Annotated in this window: 2 protein-coding genes; one reads left to right on the forward strand and one right to left on the reverse strand. The window is 45.9% G+C overall.

Going from position 1 to position 562, the window contains the following annotated elements; translation table 11 throughout:
• Positions 1–211, forward strand: a 211-nt coding sequence (locus A3757_RS27170) for a hypothetical protein (protein ID WP_197470203.1), incomplete at its 5' end; no start/stop codon positions are given.
• Between the two features lie 114 nt (positions 212–325).
• On the opposite strand, the gene A3757_RS21620 is transcribed toward A3757_RS27170, so the two are convergent.
• On the reverse strand, positions 326–562 hold a 237-nt coding region (locus A3757_RS21620; protein ID WP_255374990.1), incomplete at its 5' end, for a HisA/HisF-related TIM barrel protein.

A 562-nucleotide genomic window follows, 5' to 3' on the forward strand; every position in this document is an offset into this window, starting at 1 on the left:
CAAAGTAACAGCCTTACGTCTTGATAATATCAACGACATCATCACCTTTAACAAAAAAGTATTTTGTCGAGATGACTCTGCAGATGGAATCATGAGAAGTAAAAATGATGACTTTGTGGTGGAAGGCTTTCTTAGAGACGGTAACGAAGCACCATTAATGCTGATCAACTGCCAGCCTGAGAGCAAGTCTGAATCTAATCAGGTTGCATAGAATTTAAAAAGCTTTGTAGGCAGCGCCTTCCACGGCTCGCATGAGGGCTAGCACGAAATTGATCGTGCGCCTGAACCCTCTGCCTACAATAGACAACTTTCTCGCGCTTAAGACCTACAGGCGCATTTCAATACCACAATCGGCCATATGTGCCTTGGCTTCTTGAACGCTGTACTCTCCAAAATGAAAAATACTTGCTGCCAGAACAGCATCGGCGCCACCTTCCAAAACTCCATCTGCCAAGTGCTGTAAATTCCCCACACCGCCAGATGCTATAACCGGAATAGACACAGCATCGGTAATCGCCCTAGTGACGCCTAAGTCGAAGCCGTTTTTCATACCGTCCTGATC

The organism is Oleiphilus sp. HI0117 (genome assembly GCF_001635235.1).